The 16,327-nt window shown below is 62.6% G+C and carries 13 protein-coding genes; 5 read left to right on the top strand and 8 right to left on the bottom strand.

Features of this window, described 5'->3' with window-relative positions:
- Window positions 1-29: 29 nt before the first annotated feature.
- Both ABDK11_RS04005 and ABDK11_RS04000 read left to right on the top strand, forming a co-directional pair.
- Complete coding sequence (locus ABDK11_RS04005; RefSeq protein ID WP_346839012.1) at window positions 30-2,345, top strand: immune inhibitor A domain-containing protein; 2,316 nt, start codon at window positions 30-32, stop codon at window positions 2,343-2,345.
- Between the two features lie 195 nt (window positions 2,346-2,540).
- Window positions 2,541-2,813, top strand: coding sequence for a high-potential iron-sulfur protein (locus tag ABDK11_RS04000; RefSeq protein ID WP_346839011.1), 273 nt, complete (start codon window positions 2,541-2,543; stop codon window positions 2,811-2,813).
- A gap of 16 nt (window positions 2,814-2,829) precedes the next feature.
- Here ABDK11_RS04000 and ABDK11_RS03995 read toward each other — a convergent pair whose 3' ends face one another.
- Window positions 2,830-3,786, bottom strand: coding sequence for an AraC family transcriptional regulator (locus ABDK11_RS03995; RefSeq protein ID WP_346839010.1), 957 nt, complete (start codon window positions 3,784-3,786; stop codon window positions 2,830-2,832).
- 386 nt (window positions 3,787-4,172) lie between these two features.
- Between ABDK11_RS03995 and ABDK11_RS03990 the strand changes: the two genes are divergently transcribed.
- Both ABDK11_RS03990 and ABDK11_RS03985 read left to right on the top strand, forming a co-directional pair.
- A complete protein-coding gene (locus ABDK11_RS03990; RefSeq protein WP_346839009.1) occupies window positions 4,173-5,315 on the top strand; it encodes an efflux RND transporter periplasmic adaptor subunit in 1,143 nt (380 codons plus the stop codon).
- 81 nt (window positions 5,316-5,396) lie between these two features.
- Window positions 5,397-8,579, top strand: a complete 3,183-nt coding sequence (locus tag ABDK11_RS03985) for a multidrug efflux RND transporter permease subunit (protein ID WP_346839008.1) — start codon at window positions 5,397-5,399, stop codon at window positions 8,577-8,579.
- Between the two features lie 267 nt (window positions 8,580-8,846).
- Here ABDK11_RS03985 and ABDK11_RS03980 read toward each other — a convergent pair whose 3' ends face one another.
- From ABDK11_RS03980 to aceE, 7 genes are all read right to left on the bottom strand, one after another.
- Window positions 8,847-9,191 (bottom strand): hypothetical protein, encoded by a 345-nt coding sequence (locus ABDK11_RS03980; RefSeq protein ID WP_346839007.1) that lies wholly within the window; start codon window positions 9,189-9,191, stop codon window positions 8,847-8,849.
- 1 nt (window position 9,192) lies between these two features.
- Window positions 9,193-9,819 (bottom strand): carbonic anhydrase, encoded by a 627-nt coding sequence (locus tag ABDK11_RS03975; protein ID WP_346839006.1) that lies wholly within the window; start codon window positions 9,817-9,819, stop codon window positions 9,193-9,195.
- A gap of 229 nt (window positions 9,820-10,048) precedes the next feature.
- Window positions 10,049-10,444, bottom strand: a complete 396-nt coding sequence (locus ABDK11_RS03970; RefSeq protein WP_346839005.1) for a hypothetical protein — start codon at window positions 10,442-10,444, stop codon at window positions 10,049-10,051.
- Window positions 10,434-10,709, bottom strand: a complete 276-nt coding sequence (locus ABDK11_RS03965) for a hypothetical protein (RefSeq protein WP_346839004.1) — start codon at window positions 10,707-10,709, stop codon at window positions 10,434-10,436. Before ABDK11_RS03965 ends, ABDK11_RS03970 begins: the two co-directional genes overlap by 11 nt.
- 109 nt (window positions 10,710-10,818) lie before the next feature.
- Window positions 10,819-11,088, bottom strand: a complete 270-nt coding sequence (locus tag ABDK11_RS03960) for a hypothetical protein (protein WP_346839003.1) — start codon at window positions 11,086-11,088, stop codon at window positions 10,819-10,821.
- A 192-nt stretch (window positions 11,089-11,280) separates the two neighbouring features.
- Complete coding sequence (gene aceF, locus ABDK11_RS03955; protein ID WP_346839002.1) at window positions 11,281-12,939, bottom strand: dihydrolipoyllysine-residue acetyltransferase; 1,659 nt, start codon at window positions 12,937-12,939, stop codon at window positions 11,281-11,283.
- 27 nt (window positions 12,940-12,966) lie between these two features.
- Entirely contained in the window at window positions 12,967-15,636 is a 2,670-nt protein-coding gene (gene aceE, locus ABDK11_RS03950) for a pyruvate dehydrogenase (acetyl-transferring), homodimeric type (RefSeq protein ID WP_346839001.1), read from the bottom strand.
- A gap of 135 nt (window positions 15,637-15,771) precedes the next feature.
- On the opposite strand from aceE, the gene ABDK11_RS03945 reads away from it, so the two are divergent.
- Entirely contained in the window at window positions 15,772-16,320 is a 549-nt protein-coding gene (locus tag ABDK11_RS03945) for a hypothetical protein (RefSeq protein WP_346839000.1), read from the top strand.
- Window positions 16,321-16,327 lie beyond the last annotated feature (7 nt).

Genomic DNA, 16,327 nt, shown 5'->3' with positions numbered 1-16,327 from the left:
AAACCGGAAAAAACAACAACGAGGGAACTATGTTGAAACCCCATAAACTGCTCGCCGCCGGGGCCCTGACACTCGGCCTGATCAGCGCCGGCACCCAGGCCGCCGCGGGACCAATCGCGCACGGCGGCCCCGTGGATCTGGCCGTGGCCAACGAGGCCAAACTGATGGAAATGCTGCGCAAGTCCGGACGTATCGCCGACGGCGCCACCATGGCCGAGGCCGAAGCCGCACTGCGCACCTACCTGCGCGAGCGCGCCGCAAAGAATCAACGGCACAGCCACGACCTCGCCGATGAAAGCGCGCAGCTGCTCACCGAGGCCCACGGCAACAACATCAAGCTGGCGCTACAAAACGGTCACGGCAACAAGCTGGGCGCGAGCAAGAAAAATGTACCGGCGCCGCTGGTTCCTGAAGACTATGACGGCAAGCCGCATACCGCGCGTATCCTCGCGATCCTGATGGAGTTCCCGGACTTTCCCCACAACAGCATTCAGCCCGGGGAAACCAATATGTACTACGCGGATTACACGCCCGAGCACTACGCCGACCTGCTGTTCTCCAAAACCGGCTTCGCCGGCCCCCACGGCGAAAACCTGATTTCGATGGAGCAGTACTACTGGCAGCAGTCCGGCCACAGCTACACCGTCGACGGTGCCGTGGCCGGTTGGTATATGGCCAGCCAGCCCGCCGCCTTCTACGGCAACAATGTCGACGGCGACGCGCGCGCACTGGTGCGCGAGGCGCTGGTGGCCGCCGCCGCAGATCCGTCCGTGAACCTGTCTGATTTCGATGTCGAGGACCGCTATGACCTGGACGGCGACGGCAACTTCTGGGAGCCGGACGGCCTCGTCGACCACGTGTTGATTATTCATTCGTCCGTCGGCGAGGAAGCCGGCGGTGGCCAGCTGGGCGAAGACGCCATCTGGGCGCACCGCTGGAATCTGGGCGACTTCTTCCCGATCCCCGGCAGCAGCAGCGAAATCGACGAGTGGGGCGGCATGATGGCCGCCCTCGACTACACCATCCAGCCCGCCGACGCCGCCGCCGGCGTGGTCAGCCACGAATACGGCCACGACCTGGGCCTGCCGGACGAGTACGACACCCAGTACAGCGGCCGCGGCGAACCGGTTTCCTCCTGGTCGATCATGTCCAATGGTAGCTGGGCCGGCACCATCCCCGGCGCCGAGCCCACCGGCTTCTCTGCCTGGTCGAAGGAATTCCTGCAGCAATACCACGGCGGCAACTGGCTGCACGGCACCACCGTAGCGCTAGAGGATATTCCGGCCGGCGGCGTCGAGGCACTGCTGGATCAGGCCGCCAGCAAGGGCACCAACAACGATGCGATCCGTATCGACCTGCCGGACCGGAAAGAGACTTACACGGTTCCGACCAGTGGGGAATACGCCTATTACAGTGGCCGGGGCAACGCGCTGAATAACTATATGCTGGTACCGGTCGACCTCCGCGGCGCCACCAGCGCCAAGGTGGACTTCAAGGCCTGGTACGATATCGAACAGGACTGGGACTATGCGTTTGTAGGTGTCTACAACGCCGCCGGCCTGACCCCGATCGCCGGCAATATCAGCACCACCAGCAGCCCCCATAACCAGAATCCCGGCTATGGCATCACCGGAGCCTCCGGTGGCTGGAAGGATGCCGAGTTCGACTTGAGCGCCTATGCCGGCCAGCAGTTTTACCTGGTGTTTTACTACTGGACCGACGGCGCCGTCGCGAATCCCGGTTTCTACGCTGACGATATCCAGGTCACCGCCGACGGCGCCACCCTGCTCGCCGATGACGCCGAGAGCGCAGGCACCTCCAGCCTCGCCGGCTTTACCCGTAACCCCGGGTTCAACTTGTACCCGCACCACTACCTGCTGGAGTGGCGCACGCACAGCGGCGTCGATGTCGGCCTCAGCCATATCAACGTAGGCGGACAGATGCTGGCCTTCAATGAGGGCCTGGTAGTCTGGTATGCAGACGAAGGTTATGACGAAAACTGGGTCGGCATGCACCCGGGTAAAGGTTTCCTCGGCGTGGTCGATGCAGACCAGCACCCGGTCAGCTGGAACGATCACAGTGTTGCCTCCACGCGCTACCAGATCCACGACGCAGCCTTCGGCATCGACAAGCAGGACAAATCCATCCTCGACCTGCTCGACCGCTACGGCCTGCTGCTGCGCGATTTCTACACCCAGCGCAATCCGGTGTTCGACGACAGCGCCGACTACAGCGATGCGGCGATGCCCGACGCCGGCCGCGTGCTGACATCCTACGGCCTGAAGGTGCGGGTGGTATCGCAGAGCGATGACAAATCCGTGGGCAAAATCCTGTTGTATCGCTGATTCACAGCGCGCAGGTAATCTGAGCAAAAGGCGGCATCTCCCGATGCCGCCTTTTTATGCCACAAATAAAAATGCGATCGATTCTCGATTAGCAATGCGCAGCGCCGCTGGACTGGACTGATGGACCGCAGCGATTTTCTTCCAGCTGCTAATCTGAAAGCGTTGCCAACTATGAAATAGACGAGGTTCCCCGCCATGAGCGAAGAAAAGCGAAAATTGCAGCGGCGCAAGTTTCTGAAACTGGCCGGCTGTTCGATGATCCTGCTACCGGCGGCAATGATTGCCACCGATCGCGCCAGCGCGCAGAGCAAGGTAAGCAAGGAAACCGTGAAATACCAGGACAGCCCCAAAGACGGTAAAAAGTGCTCCGCCTGCCAGTTCTTTGTTGCACCGGGCAGCTGCCAACTCGTCGAGGGCAGCATCAGCCCGGACGGCTGGTGCAGCCTGTTCGCGCCGAAGCAGTCTTAGCGGGAAAAATAGCGCCTCAGGCGGGCATCCTGTGCTCGCCGCGCAGCCGGTTCACATCCGCCCGCGGCGGCGCGCCGAACATACGGCTGTACTCGCGGCTGAACTGGGACGGGCTCTCGTAACCCACCCGGTAGCTGGCCGAGGCCGCCTCCAGACCTTCGCTCAGCATCAGGCGCCGCGCCTCGTGCAGGCGCAGTTTTTTCTGGAACTGCAGCGGCGACATGCGCGTCACCTGCTTGAAGCTGTGGTACAGCGACGACTCGCTCATATTGGCGCGCTCGGCCAATTCACCGATGCGCAGCGGCTGGCTGAAGCGATCCTTCAATTCCGCGATCACCCGCGACACCCGGTGCGCCTGGCTATCGGCGACAGCGAACTTGCGCATGCGTGGCCCCATCTCTCCCATCAGCGCCCGGTAGAGGATTTCCCGGCGCGCCAGCGGCGCCAGGATCGGCGCGTCTGCCGGCGAATCCAGCAGCTGCACCAGGCGTCCCACCGCATCCAGCATGGCCGCGTCCATCTGCGCCACACACAGGCCACAGGAAACCTGTGGGCACGGCGATTCCGCCTCCAGCGGCGGCGCCTCATCACCGAGCTCGATCACCAGGTCGGTGAGTTCCTGCGGATCCACCGTCAACTTGACGCCGAGATAGGGTTTGTCCACGCTCGCCTCCTGCACCCGCCCCAGCACCGGCAGGTGTACCGATGTGGCCAGGTAACTGAGCGGCCGGTATACGATTTCGCGATCGCCCAGCTGCAGGCTCTTGCTGCCCTGTACGATAAAGGCGAGCGACGGCTCGTACACCGACGAGGCGCAGCGACTGGTGGTAGAGTCCGAGCGCCCCAGCGCCAGGCCCGGCAGCGCCGTGTCCTGCAACCCGGGCTCCACTGTCCAGCGCTGTATCCGCTGTGCCAGTGCCTGCCGCTGCTGTTCCAGGGCCCCTGTATCGGCCCGCTGTGTCAATTCACTCACTATCGGCACTCTCCACCAACCCCGCCAGCTGCCCGGCACTACCTCTTGAAATGAGCGGCCATTATACGGAGTTTTGGGCAAGCGTCTTAGAACTTTGCAGAATTGGGCAAGCAACCTGTAGCAATAAGCAAAGCGACACAATTCCGTAAAAGTCACTATTCACGGGCCCTGCAGCACAATGACCGATATTATTCGAACAGTCCTCCAAGCCCGTCACCGCCGGTAACTTTTCCCTGACAGTATAGACACCCACCAAACGCAAACAGAATCAGGCAATCAACACACAGTAACCGGATACCGTTTGATGCGCTCCCGAGGCTAGAGTTCGCCTCCGATGGAGGCGTGCCACCTTTCCCTGTCGCGCCCCGCAAACCGAAGGATGCCCAATGATGCCTGTAACCCGTTTTCTGACCCTGTTACTGCTCACCCTGCCATGGCTGCATGGATGCGACAGCAGCACGGCCCAGCCGCGACCGAAGCCGCCGGTGGTCGAGGTGGCCGAAGTGAGCGCCGGCGCCACTACGCTGTGGGAAAACTTTACCGGCCGCGTCGCCGCACCGGAAACCGTGGACCTGCGCCCGCGCGTAGGCGGCTATATCGAGTCGGTCAATTTCACCGAGGGCGAGCTGGTGACGCGCGGCCAGGTGCTGTTCGAGATTGATCCGCGCCCATATCAAGCCCGCGTCAAGGCGGCAGTGGCGCGACTGGCACAGGCCAAAAGCCAGCTGACTCTGGCCGACAGCCAGGCCAGGCGCGCGCGCCAGCTACTGGCCAGCCACGCGATTTCCCGCGAAGAGTTCGACCGCCGCCAGGCGGCCAGCGACAGCGCCCACGCCGCCGTCGACGCCGCCGCCGCGGCGCAGGAAAACGCCCGCCTGGAACTGAGCTATACCCGCGTCACCGCCCCGATCAGTGGCCGCGCCGGTCGCGCCCTGGTCACCCCCGGCAATCTCGCCGGCGCCGACCAGACACTGCTGACCACCCTCGTTTCCGTCGATCCGATGTATGTCTATTTCGAAGGCAGCCAGCGCACCCTGGCAAACAGCCGCGCGCTACTCGAAAGTCATCAGCCACTGCAGGTGAACGTCGGCCTTGGCGGTGAGGACGGTTATCCACACCACGGCCAGCTGGATTTTGTCGACAACCGCCTCAACAGCCACACCGGCACTCTGCAACTGCGCGCCGTCGTCGCCAACCCGGACGGTAGCTTCCGGCCCGGACAGTTCGCGCGCGTGGAGATGCCCACCGCAAACCTGTCCAGCGCACTGCTGGTGGACCGCAAGGCGGTACTGACCGACCAGGACCGCCGCTTTGTCTATGTCGTCGGCAGTGACAACCGAGCCCTGCGCCGCGACGTACAGACGGGCCAGACCCAGGGCGACCGGGTGCTGGTGCGCAGCGGACTGCACAGCGGCGAGCGCATAGTGGTGAACGGCCTGCAGAAAATCTTCGTCCCCGGAATGGAAGTGCAGCCGCAGCTGGTGCAGATGCAGGGCGAAGACCCGGCGCGACAGGTGGCGCAGCGCTGAACCGCGCCACTGCCTTCCCCACAGCTATTAATCAACGCCAATACCGCGCGGCGCACTGCGCCGCGCACAGGGTAATCGTGTATGAACTTTTCGCGCTTTTTCGTCGACCGGCCGATTTTCGCCTCGGTGCTGTCGATCATCATTTTCGTCGTCGGCCTGGTCAGCATTCCGGTGCTGCCGGTGAGCGAATACCCGGAGGTGGTACCGCCGACAGTGGCAGTGACCGCCCGCTATCCGGGCGCCAACCCCAAGACCATTTCCGAAACCGTGGCCACGCCGCTGGAGGAGGCCATCAACGGCGTCGAGCACATGATCTACATGAAGTCGGTGGCCGGCAGTGACGGCACTCTGACGCTCACGCTGACATTCGAACTCGGCACCGACCCGGACCGCGCTCAGGTGCAGGTACAGAATCGCGTGTCGCAGGCACTGCCGCGGCTGCCGGAAGACGTGCGCCGCCAGGGTGTGACCACACAGAAGCAGTCGCCCAACCTGATGATGGCGGTGCACCTGCTGTCGCCGGATGACCGCTTCGATGCGACCTATATCCGCAACTATGCGGTGTTGCATATCCGCGACGAGCTGGCACGTATTCCCGGCGTCGGCCAGGCGGGTCTGTTCGGTTCCGGTGACTACGCCATGCGCCTGTGGATAGATCCGCAGAAGGCGGCGTCGCTGGGCGTCACCGCTGCGGATATCACCCGTGCGGTGCGCGAACAGAATGTGCAGGTGTCCGCCGGCCAGATCGGCGCGCCGCCGATGCCCAAGGGCTCCGACTTCCTGATGTCGATCAACGCCAAAGGCCGCCTGAAAACCCCGGAGCAATTCGGCGATATCGTGCTGAAAACCGGCGCCGACGGCGAGATTACCCACCTGCGCGACGTGGCCCGCATCGAGCTGGCCTCGTCCCAGGACTCACTGCGTGCGCTGCTCGATGGCAGCCAGGCGGTGGCGCTGCCGATCTTCCAGGCCCCAGGCTCCAACTCGCTGGAAGTCTCGCGCGCGGTACGCCAGAAAATGGAGGAGCTCGACGATCAGTTCCCGGAAGGGCTGGAGTGGAAAATCGCCTACGACCCCACCGTGTTTGTCAGCACCTCGATCAAGGCGGTGATCCAGACACTGCTGGAAGCGGTGCTGCTGGTGGTACTGGTGGTGATCCTGTTCCTGCAGACCTGGCGCGCGTCACTGATTCCGCTACTGGCGGTGCCGGTCTCGATTGTCGGCACCTTCGCGGTACTGAACCTGCTCGGCTTTTCCATCAATACCCTGACCCTGTTCGGCATGGTGCTGGCGATCGGCATCGTGGTCGACGATGCGATCGTGGTGGTGGAAAACGTCGAGCGCAATATCGAGGAGGGGCTGGCGCCGCTGGCGGCGGCACACAAGGCCATGCGCGAGGTCAGCGGACCGATCGTGGCGATCAGCCTGGTGTTGTGTGCGGTGTTCGTGCCGATGGCGTTTCTCGACGGAATCACCGGCCAGTTCTACCGCCAGTTCGCCATGGCGATTGCCATCGCCACGGTAATCTCGGCGATCAACTCGCTGACCCTGTCGCCGGCGCTGGCGGCGACGCTGCTGAAACCCCGCGGTGCCGCACCGGACCTGCCGGCGCGCATTATCGACCGGCTGTGCGGCTGGATCTTCCGCCCGTTCAACCGCTTTTTCCAGCGCAGTAGCAACGGCTACCAGGGACTGGTGGGCAAAAGCCTGAAGCGCCGCGGACTGGTATTCGGCATTTACGCACTGCTACTCGGCGCCACCGTCGCCCTGTTCCAGCAGGTACCGGGCGGCTTTATCCCGACCCAGGACAAAACCTATCTGGTCGGCAGCATCCGCCTGCCGGAGGGCGCCTCGCTGGATCGCACCGAGGCAGTGGCGCGCCGGGTCAGCGAACTGGCCATGCAGACCGAAGGCGTGGCCCACGCGGCAGCGTTTGTCGGCTTTAACGCGCTGCAGCGCACCAACACGCCCAACGTGGGCACGGTGTTCATCCTGTTCGATGATTTCAGCAAACGCGAGCGCAGCGCCCAGCAGATCGCCGCGGAACTGAATGGCAAGCTGGCGCAGATCAAGGAGGGGTTTGCGGTGACCTTTATGCCGCCGCCGATCTTCGGTCTCGGTGCCGGCTCCGGCTATTCCCTGTATGTGCAGGACCGCAACGGCGCCGGCTACGGCGCGCTGCAAAATGCCACCAACCAGCTCGCCGGTGCATTGAGCCAGACGCCCGGGCTGAGCTTCCCGTTCAGCTCCTATCAGGCCAATGTGCCGCAACTGGATGCAGAGGTGGACCGCGAGCAGGCCAAGGCGCAGGGCGTCGCACTGGATGACCTGTTCGGCACGCTGCAGCTGTATTTTGGCTCGCTGTACCTGAACGACTTCAATATGCTCGGCCGCACTTACAGGGTGGTGGCTCAGGCCGATGCGCCCTTCCGCGACGAGGTGCGCGATATCGATCTGCTCTACACGCGCAACAACCGTGGCGAAATGGTACCGATCAATACCATGGTGAAACTGCACAAGAGCTTTGGCCCTGACCCGGTGATCCGCTACAACGGCTATCCGGCCGCGGACCTGATCGGCCAGTCGGATCCGGCCCAGCTCTCCTCCAGCCAGGCGCTGGCGGCGGTACAGCAGGTCGCCGATAAAACCCTGCCGGCGGGCATGAAGATCGAGTGGACCGATCTCAGCTTCCAGCAGATCACCCAGGGCAACGCGGCGATGGTGGTCTTTCCACTGGCCCTGCTGCTGGTATTCCTGGTGCTGGCCGCGCTCTACGAGAGCTGGGTGCTGCCGCTGGCAGTGATCCTGATCGTGCCCATGTGCCTGCTGGCTGCGCTGTTCGGCGTGTGGCTGACCGGTGGCGACAACAATGTGTTCGTACAGGTGGGCCTGCTGGTCTTGATGGGGCTCGCATGTAAGAACGCGATCCTGATTGTGGAGTTCGCTCGCGAGCTGGAAATCCACAATGGCCTGAATCCGCTGCAAGCGGCGCTGGAAGCCTGCCGGCTGCGCCTGCGGCCGATCATCATGACCTCAGTGGCATTTATCGCCGGTGTGGTTCCGCTGGTCCTCGCCCACGGTGCCGGCAGTGAAGTGCGCAACGTGATGGGTATCACCGTGTTTACCGGCATGATCGGCGTAACACTGTTCGGGCTGTTGCTGACGCCGGTGTTTTATGTCGCGCTGCGCAGTCTCGGCGGGCGGCAGAAAGCCCGTCGCCAGACCGAGCCTCAGTTGCCGCAGGACGTGGAGGAACCGGCTTGATGCCCGCTCACCCGCGTTAGAACAAGGGTACCGCTGGACCAAGCGTACGGCCTCCCAAAAGGGCTGGGCGAACACGGGGTTCACCCCTACAGATCCTGTTATTTGGCTCAAATTTACTGAGTCACTTACGGCAACCGTTTGGCACTGAAGTTATGCGGGCCGCGGGGTTGGTTCCGTAGGGGCGGACCTTGTGTCCGCCCTTTTTCGTTCCGCGCACTCTAGATAATTCGCCGGCAAACCTGTGCGGGGTACCCGATAAGCGGCGTGCTACTTTCCACAACGAAATAGCAAGGCATAAAGCCGTGTCAGTAATGACAAGGGTATACAGGCGAGAATCACAATCACACCGAGCAAACCGCGCATCAGGTCGCTGCCTTCGCGGTGTTCTTCATCGTCATTGCGGTAGGCCCGGTAGCAGTGACCCGGCCCTTCCAGCGGAGAAAAAGTAAAGTCAATCACGGCTTCCATCGCCCGCCACCACGGGCGGAACGGGGTTTCCTGCACGCGGGCAAAATAGCCGGTGCGCGCGGAAATGGTGGAATCCGGGTTGCCACCGGCGAGGGCGTTGCCCAGTTGATCAATGGCGATCAGGACTCCACTAATCCAGCGCATATCAGCCGGCGTCTACGCCCTCGAAGAAATCCACCTCGCCGGTTTCCAGAGAATACTCGGCACCCACAATCATCAGTTCGCCGCTCTGCACCAACTCTTCCAGAATCTGCGAGCCGTAGCGCAGCTGCCTGGCCGATGCGCGAATATTGGCGCGTACCGCGCGTTCCACCAGATCTTCGTCGCCGCTTTGCGGGGCAGCCTCCACCAGCGGCTCGATCGATGGGCGGATGCGATCGACGATCGAGCGCAAGTTGGGCGAGCGATTCTCCTGCGGGCGCTGCAGCTCATCCAGAGTCGCCTGAATGGCACCGCAATTGGAATGCCCCATTACCACGACCAGGCGGGTGCCAAACGCCTCAGCGGCAAACTCGATACTGCCGATCTGCGATGGCGCCACCACATTGCCAGCCACGCGGATCACGAACAGGTCGCCGAGGCCCTGGTCGAACACCAGCTCTGCCGGCACACGCGAATCTGAACAGCCGAGTATGATCGCAAACGGCGCCTGCCCCTCCACCAGTTCGCGCCGCTTTTCCATCATTTCTGCGGTGCTCTGTTCCTGGCGACCGGCAACAAAGCGCTGATTACCCTCGATCAAACGCTGCAGGGATTCCTGTGCTGAAGACATGCTGTGTTCACCTCGACAATATTTTTCTGGCCCGCGTGGCGTTAGCGCGACGGTGCATTAGCACTGGGCCGCCGCGGACTGCCATCGATTACGGATAGGAGAATGGTTGTACTGGTGCGGTCACGACACGATTGCGACCCACCAGTCGGAATATATCGACTGAGAGGCCGATCTACCAGCCCGACGCGGGAAAAACCACGCCCTAGCGCCAGCAGCGCGGGCTAGCCGCTCACACGGAGCGGCAGCGCAGGTTGGTGAAATACGGCGGGCAGCTATCCCCGCCGGGGCAATCGGTATCGACGGGGGGCGGAGCCGGCTCGCCGGGCAGCGGACAGATACCACTGGCGATATCACTGCACCAGTTGCCGCCATCCAGCTGGTAACAGGCGCCGCTCTCGGAGAAGCACTGATTGCGGTCCGGTACCTGCTGATCGCCATCCAGACACTGGCGCGGGAAAGCCTCCACGTCTGCCAGCGGCAATGTGCGCTGGCTGTAGTACCGCGGGGTACCGGCCAGATCGCACCAGAAACCATCCATTCTCGTGGCGCCATCGAAACTGGCACAACCACCGATCAGCACGGCGAGGGACATGGAAAAGGCGAGTAAAATCCGTTTACTTTTCATATTCAATGCAACGTTTGCCACCGGAGATTTCGAAACACTTGGCCGAGGCCGGACACATGGAGCCGGGCGCCAACTCCTCCGCATCACCCGGGCAGCCGCCGGAATAGCTTGAGCTACGCGCGGGCTGGGCCGGCGCGCGGTAGTCCGCTCGCGGTACCGGCTGAGAATAAGGGTAGACCACCTCATCGCGGGGGTCGGTGGTGCCGCAACCGGCCAGCAGTGCCGCGGCGGCGAGCGCCGCGCCAGTGAGCGTCATTTTCAGCATCGATTTACCTCCGTTGGACGCCGCCGCAACGGCGGGCGTTGGCGTGAATAACCCGGCGCGGCTGGCGCCACCGCCGTGATTGTTTCACCGCCCTTCCCTGGCGGAGAAATCAGTAGACCCGCATTACCGGAAAAAACCAGCAGGCCGAGCCCACCTTGCCCAGATCCGTATCCACCGAACAGTGCCGGCTGGCAGCGGGCGGCAGCGCCGAGTTGGGCTGGTAATTGCCTACCTCGACAAAGTCTGCACTCTGGGTGGCGTCATCGGGGTCAAAAAAGAACGGGTCGTCTCTACCACCGTCTTCGACAGGAAGCAGAATGCAGCCCTGCAGCGCCAGCACTGCCACGGAGGACAGGGCCAATATCCCTATGCGCTTCATTTCCGAATACCTCTCGCTTTCAGAATTGCGCTTAAAACTTATACAACCTGAGTTTAGCTGGAGGGGGTTTGGAGCTGGCGCTGGCGGGAAAATTTATGCGCGTAATTCAACGTTTGAGGCGGGGTCGGGAGGGATGTCGACAACAGTTGGAGCGCATGGCGCGCCCTACACAGGGCGCGCCGTGCAACTGGATTACAGCAGCAGGCGGCGTACGTCGCTCAGCATGCTGACCAGGTAGGTCATGAAACGGCCGGCGTCGCCGCCGTTGACCGCGCGGTGGTCGTAAGACAGTGCCAGCGGCAGCATTTTGCGCGGTACGAATTCCGTGCCGTTCCACTCCGGCCGTACCGACAGCCTGGACACACCGAGAATCCCCACTTCCGGCGCGTTGACGATCGGCGTAAAGCCGGTGCCGCCGATAGCGCCGAGGCTGGAAATGGTGAAGCAGGCGCCCTGCATGTCCTTCGGCTTCAGCTTGCCGTCGCGGGCGGCGAGCGCCATCGCAGTGGCTTCTTCCGCCAGGTCGTACAGGCCTTTCTTGTCGACATCGCGGATCACCGGCACCATCAGGCCCTTCGGCGTATCCACCGCCATGCCCACATGCACATAGTCCTTGCGCACGATGTGCTCACCGTCATTGTGCAGCGACACATTGAAGCTGGGCTCTGCGCGCAGGGCCGCAGCGACCGCCTTGAGCAGGAACGGCACCGGCGTGAGTTTCACACCGCGCTTTTCCGCCTCGGCTTTCATGGACTTGCGGAAGTCCTCCAGCTCGGTGATGTCGGCATCGTCGAACTGGGTGACGTGGGGCACGTTGAGCCAGTTGCGCGCCATATTGGCGGCGGTGATCTTGTGGATCTTGCTCATCGGCTCGACATTGACCGGGCCGAACTGGCTGAAATCGATCTCCGGCATCTTGGCGATGCCCAGACCGCCGCCGACGCCCACGGCGCCGCTCTCAGCCTTCTTCACCTGCTCTTTGACGTAGGCGTGCAGGTCGTCCTTGGTAACGCGATTGCGCGGACCGGTGGGCTTGACCTTGTTCAGGGTCACACCCAGTTCGCGGGCCAGCTTGCGCACCGCAGGACCGGCATAGACCTCCGCGGAAACGGTCAGGTCGCGCTCCAGATACTGGTCCTTCTGCGGCGCGGCCGGCGGCTCCGCAGCGGCCTGCTCGGCAGCCGGGGTCGCGGGCTTTTGTTCTGTGGCCGGAGCCGCTTCGGCAGCGGGCTGTTGCGCCGGCGCGGCCGCGCCGGAAACCGCCTTCATCACACCGATCACGTCGCCAGTGGACACCTTGTCCCCGTCCTTGACGGAAATGGACACGATGGTGCCCGCCTTGGGCGCCGGGACATCCATGGAGGCCTTGTCGCCTTCCACCACGATCAGCGAATCGCCCTCGTCGACTTCGTCACCGGCAGAGACGCTGATTTCAATCACGTCCACCGCATCGGCGCCGCCGAGGTCGGGTACCACAATATCCTGCTCGGTGGCTTCACCGGCGGGCGCCGCGGCAGCCTGCTGCGGCTCGGCTGGTTGCGCCGGCTGCTCCGCCGCGGGTTCGGCCGGTTGCTCCGCCTCCTGGGCGGGCTCTTCAGCGCTGTCGCCTGCGGCGTCGGTCTCGATCTCGCCGATCACGTCACCCTCGGACACCTTATCGCCTTCGCTGACAGAGATGCTGAGGATCTTGCCCGCCACAGGGGCGGGTACGTCCATCGAGGCCTTGTCGCCTTCCACGACAATCAGCGCATCTTCTTCTGCCACGGTGTCGCCAACGGCAACGGAAATTTCGATTACATCTACCTGATCGGCGCCGCCGAGATCAGGCACTTTGATGACTTGTTTTGCCATGTCTCTACCTTCCTTTTTCAGCGGGCCTTATACCAGGCGCGGATTCATTTTTTCCGCGTCGACGTTCAGTTTCTTGATGGCGTCGGCAACCTCACTGGCTTCGATCACACCCTGCTTGGCCAGGCCAGTCAGTGCGGCGATGGTCACGTAGTTGCGATCCACCTCGAAGAAGCGGCGCAGCTGTTCGCGGCTGTCACTGCGGCCGAAGCCGTCGGTGCCCAGCGCGATCATGTCGCCGTCGATAAACTCGCGCAGCGGCTCGACGTAGGCACGGATGTAGTCAGTGGAAACCACCACCGGCGTCTCGTTGCCCTCAAACTGCTCACTGACCCACGCTTTGCGCGGTTTTTCGGTCGGGTGCAGCATATTCCAGCGCGCTGTGTCCTGGCCCTCGCGGGCAGCTTCGGTGGCGGAAGTCAGGTTCCACACATCGGAGGTCACGCCAAACTGGTCGGCGAGGATATCCGCCGCGGCCAGTACTTCGCGCAGGATGCTGCCGGCACCGACCAGCTGCACATGCTTCTTGGCCGCCTTGCCTTTGCCCGCCTTGCGCGAGTTGCTGTCGAGTTTGTAGATACCGCGGATGATGCCCTCTTCCACGCCCTGCGGCATTTCCGGCTGCAGGAAGTTCTCGTTCTCGATGGTGATGTAGTAGAACAGGTTCTTCTGCTCTTCGTACATCTCCTTGAGCCCCTGGCGCATGATCACTGCCAGGTCGTAACCGAAGGCCGGATCGTAGCTCTTGCAGTTGGGGATGGTGCCCGACAGCACATGGCTGTGGCCGTCCTGGTGCTGCAGGCCTTCACCGTTCAGGGTGGTACGGCCGGCGGTGGCGCCGATCAGGAAGCCGCGCGCCTGCATATCGCCGGCGGCCCAGGCCAGGTCGCCGATACGCTGGAAGCCGAACATCGAGTAGTAGATGTAGAAGGGCACCATCGGCACGCCGTGGTTGGAATAGGCGGTGGCCAGCGCCATCCACGCGGACATGGCACCAGCTTCGTTGATGCCCTCTTCCAGCACCTGGCCCTTCTTGTCTTCCTTGTAATACATGATCTGGCCGTGATCGACCGGCGTGTATTTCTGCCCCTGGGAGGAGTAGATACCCAGCTGGCGGAACAGGCCTTCCATACCAAAGGTACGGGCTTCATCGGGCACGATCGGTGCGACGTTCTGGCCCATCTTCTTGTCTTTCACCAGCGCGGACAGCGCGCGTACAAACGCCATCGTGGTGGAGATTTCGCGGTCGCCGGAGCCCTTGGTCAGCGCGCTGAAAGCGTCCAGGCCGGGAATTTCCAGCTTCGCCACCTCGGTCGAGCGCGACGGTACCGGGCCACCCAGGGCCTTGCGGCGCTCGGCCATGTACTTCATTTCCGGGCTGTCGGGCGCCGGGCGATAGTAGGGCACATCCTCGATTTCCTTGTCGGTAATCGGGATGGCAAAACGGTCGCGGAAGCGCTTGAGCGCCTCGGTGTCCATTTTCTTGACGTTGTGGGTATCCATGGCCGCTTCGCCCGCGGCACCCAGACCGTAGCCTTTTACGGTCTGCGCCAGGATGACGGTGGGCTTGCCCTTGCTCGCCATGGCTTCCGCATAGGCCGCGTAGACCTTGTACGGATCGTGGCCGCCGCGGTTGAGTTTCATGATCTGGTCGTCGGAGAGGTCCTTGACCATCTCCAGCAGCTCCGGGTATTTGCCGAAGAAGTGCTCGCGAGTGTAGGCGCCGCCGTTGGCCTTGAAGTTCTGCATCTCGCCGTCGACGGTCTCGTCCATGACTTTCTGCAGCAGGCCCTTGTCGTCTTTCTCCAGCAGCGGATCCCACAGGCGGCCCCACAGGACCTTGACCACGTTCCAGCCGGCACCGCGGAAGACACCTTCCAGCTCCTGCACGATCTTGCCGTTGCCGCGCACCGGGCCGTCGAGGCGCTGCAGGTTGCAGTTGACCACGAATACCAGGTTCTCGAGGTTTTCGCGGCCCGCCATGGAGATGGCGCCCAGGGTTTCCGGCTCGTCACACTCACCGTCACCAAGGAAAGCCCACACCTTGCGGTCGCCGCGCGGCGACAGGCCGCGCGCGGACAGGTAGCGCATGACGTGCGCCTGGTAGATCGCCTGGATCGGGCCCAGGCCCATGGATACGGTCGGGAACTGCCAGTAATCCGGCATAAGCCACGGGTGCGGGTAGGAAGACAGGCCCTTGCCGTTCACCTCGCGGCGGAAATTGTCCAGCTGCTCTTCGTCGAAGCGGCCTTCCAGGTAGGAGCGGGCATAGATGCCCGGCGCGCTGTGACCCTGGAAGAAGATCAGGTCGCCGCGCTCTTCGCCCTCGTTACCGCGGAAGAAGTAGTTGAAGGCAACGTCGTACAGGGTGGCCGCAGAGGAGAAGCTGGCGATATGGCCGCCCAGGCTGTCGCTGTTGGAGTTGGCACGTACCACCATCGCCAGCGCATTCCAGCGGATCAGCGAGCGGATACGGCGCTCCATGAACAGGTCACCGGGCATGCGCTTTTCCGCGTTCGGCGGAATGGTGTTGCGGTAGGGCGTAGTGATGGCCGCAGGCAACTTCACGCCCACATCAGTGGCGCGGTCGGTCAGCTGTTTCAGCAGCGCGGCAGCGCGCTCCTTGCCGCTGAAGCGGATCACCGCCTGCAGCGCGTCCAGCCACTCCTGTGTTTCCTGGATATCGGTTTCATCTTGCATCAAACAATGCTCCTCGGCGGATTGTACGACGTCGAGTCTTCAGACTTGTGACGGGACGCCCCTGAAAGCCGAACCGCGCAGCCCCGCACCGCAACGGATGTCGCTCCGGCTCGCGAAGTGCAGGGATACCGGACGGTGACCGGCGCGCGCAATCGGTTTTCAGGGGTGCCCAAGAATCAGTTTTTTGGGTATCGGGCAAAGTACAGCGCAAACAGAAAATTGCTTCCCTTTTTTGCATTTCCCGCCAATTCGCCACCTTCGTTGGCGGGAATGCAAAGTTTGCCAATGCTCACTGTGCGTGACGGAAAGGGGAAACAGAGCCTGCTTGTCGCCTTTGGTTCTGTCGTTCTGGCTGTGAATGCCGGCCCTGCGGGGCCTCGAGCGGAGGCGATTGTAGTATTACTACAAAACTTTTTCCAGACAGAGCAATTAGTAACAACTAAAACCAATATTCAAAACAAATATTTGCCCATATACCAGTTAAGCAGAATAACCTGTCGCAAAAAGCGTAAATTAAATTACAAAATCGACCGCCGCCTGTGGCGGCCCGGTCTGCGCCCCGACTGGGCGGTCCCCGGGGAAGTTGCACCGGCAGTGGCGGCGCTCCCGGCCGGAACCTCACTGCACAGCCACGGTGCTGTGGATAATCCGCTCGCCCCTCCGGCCGTGGCGTCCTCTATATAGAAGAATA

Source organism: Microbulbifer sp. SAOS-129_SWC, assembly GCF_039696035.1.
GTDB lineage: Bacteria > Pseudomonadota > Gammaproteobacteria > Pseudomonadales > Cellvibrionaceae > Microbulbifer.
The sequence above is the reverse complement of the archived record's forward strand: the minus strand, read 5'-3'. Positions and strand labels throughout refer to the sequence as shown.